Genomic DNA, 2,113 nt, shown 5'->3' on the forward strand with positions numbered 1-2,113 from the left:
GTGCGGCCGCTCTGGCTGCTCCAGACCACCAAAAGATGCTTCATCCGCGCCCGAGGCTGCGCTTGAACTTGTGGATCAGCCGCCGCTGCAGCTTGTTCGGGCGATCGCTGCTCATCTCGTCGGCCGCGGCGCGCAGTTCGGCTTCGCGGGCACGGCGGGCCTTGCTGGCTTCGGTCTCGGCATAGAGTAGGCGTGCAAACGGTGCGGCGAGGCGCTGGTCGGAGCGTTCTCTGACCGTGACCTGCACTTCGTCCTGTCCCTTGCGCACGCTGATTTCCGCACCGATCGCCACATCCTTGGCGACCTTGGTGCGCTGGCCTTCGTAGCGCACGTGGCCGGCATCGATCGCTTCCTTGGCGATGCTGCGGGTCTTGTAGAAGCGTGCGGCCCACAGCCACTTGTCGAGCCGTACCGAAGCCACCGGTTTTGGATGGCGGGCTGTTGCCGGCGCATCGCCCTCTTCATCGTCGTCGGTGTCGAACGGCTCGTCGTCCTCGTCGATCAACTCAGTCTCCCGTGGGACGACGGCAGACCGGGCCGGCGACCACCGGCAGGCCAAGGGCGAAGCGCAGGCGACGCAAGGCCAGGCTGGTGGCTTGTGCGCTGCCGCCGTAGTCGCGCGCCCAGTTCAGCAGCCAGTCGATATCGACCGGCTGCTCGCGGGCCAGTCGGCCGGCTTTTTCCAGCGCGGCTGCGTCGTTGTCATCGAACCAGGCGGCGAGGGCGCTCTTCAGTTCGGGATGAGTATTTGAAGCAGCCGTCATTCAGTGCTCAGGCCACCGCGTAGATCTGGTGGCTGTGATGGGTCTTCGGTTCCCAGAGCAGGATGCCCTGCTGGATTTCCGGAGCGTGGATCAAGGTGTCGCCGGCGCGCAAGGTGGCGGTATCGACGAAGGCCGATTCGAGCACGCGCACCAGGCCGCGGATGTTGCCATGCCAGCGGCACTCGCGAACCATCGTCCAGGCCTCAACGCTGAGACCGGTAGGTGCGACCCAGTTCGAGCAACGGGCGGACAGTCGGGTCAAGGTGGTGGCGATCACCGCGATCATGTCTTCCTCGCGGCGCGACAGCTCCGGCACCTGCAAGGTCGATGCGCCGAGGCGGGTGAACTGATCGAGGTTCACCGAGTTCTGCAGATGGTTCCAGCTGCGGTTGGTCGCATAAAGGATGGCGCATTCGAGCTGCTGCTTGGCCGAGGCACCGTAGGGCAGGTACTGGCCGCTGTCGAGCGCTTCCATCAGCACTTCCATGACTGCGCCGCTGATCTCGTGGCTTTCGTCGAGGAAGCAGACGCCATCACGGGCATGCTGGAAAGTGCCGGTACGGGCGCCGGCGCCGGGGAATGCGCCGGAGACATGGCCGCAGAGCAGCGATTTGATCGCCGCCTTGTCGCCGACGTTCTCGGCCGCCAGGTTGACCGACACGAAGCGGCCCTTGGCGCGCTGCAGGAAGTAGTAATAGGCCAGCGTGGTCTTGCCGCTGCCGGGGCCGCCGAGCAGGCAGGCGCGGGAGATGCCGTTCGCCGCGAAGCCGCGAATGCGCGCGACCAGGGTCTGCAGCTCCGGGCTGAAGACGAAGAAGTTCTTGTAGGTCGGCGTGTCGACTTCGGTGGTCACCGGCATGCGGATGACGTTCTCCTCGGTCACCGGGCCCATGCGCTGGACCAGCTGACGGGCCACGCCGTCGACATCTGCCGCCAGCAGCAGACGAGTGCCGGCCAGCTTGCCGGCCACCGCGCGGCGTTCCAGCCACTGGCCGAGCGCCACCAGTTGGCTCGGGTTGATCGCGACGATCAGCACGGTGTTGCCACCGGCGTTGCGGGCCGCTATCACCTTGTCGGCCAGGAAATCGATATCGAGCGGGTTGTTGAACAGGCTCAGCACATAGGGGCTGTCGACGCTGGCCAGCCGCGAGTCATTCGGCAGCATCGCTTCGCAAAGCTGGCCGGTGGGCAACTGCAGCGCTTCGGCGCTCAGGCGCTCGCGATCGCGAATCACCAGTTCGGAGGCGACGATCAGCAGGTCCGGTGCAGGCGTCCGCGTCAGGCTGACTTCGGATTGCCGGCGGATATCGTTCTTCTTGCCCGTGCCAAACATGTCGTGACTCCCTTGA

General features: G+C 65.7%; 3 protein-coding genes. All 3 read right to left on the reverse strand.

Annotation, left to right across the window (positions count from 1 at the left end):
* Positions 1-40 precede the first annotated feature (40 nt).
* The gene (locus QZY06_RS11840; protein ID WP_295684487.1) at positions 41-505 is read right to left on the reverse strand and encodes an RNA-binding S4 domain-containing protein; all 465 of its coding nucleotides are present in this window, start codon (positions 503-505) and stop codon (positions 41-43) included.
* A 1-nt stretch (position 506) separates the two neighbouring features.
* The gene (locus tag QZY06_RS11845) at positions 507-764 is read right to left on the reverse strand and encodes a hypothetical protein (protein ID WP_295684489.1); all 258 of its coding nucleotides are present in this window, start codon (positions 762-764) and stop codon (positions 507-509) included.
* A 7-nt stretch (positions 765-771) separates the two neighbouring features.
* Positions 772-2,113: sigma 54-interacting transcriptional regulator (locus QZY06_RS11850; RefSeq protein WP_367275623.1), on the reverse strand; the 1,342-nt coding region annotated here is incomplete at its 5' end.

The organism is uncultured Nevskia sp., assembly GCF_903885465.1.
Taxonomy (GTDB): Bacteria; Pseudomonadota; Gammaproteobacteria; order Nevskiales; family Nevskiaceae; genus Nevskia.

What these genes read in the sequence shown, in the direction of transcription:
- QZY06_RS11845 (WP_295684489.1), bottom strand. Translation starts at nt 764, where the DNA reads ATGACGGCTGCTTCAAATACTCATCCCGAACTGAAGAGCGCCCTCGCC.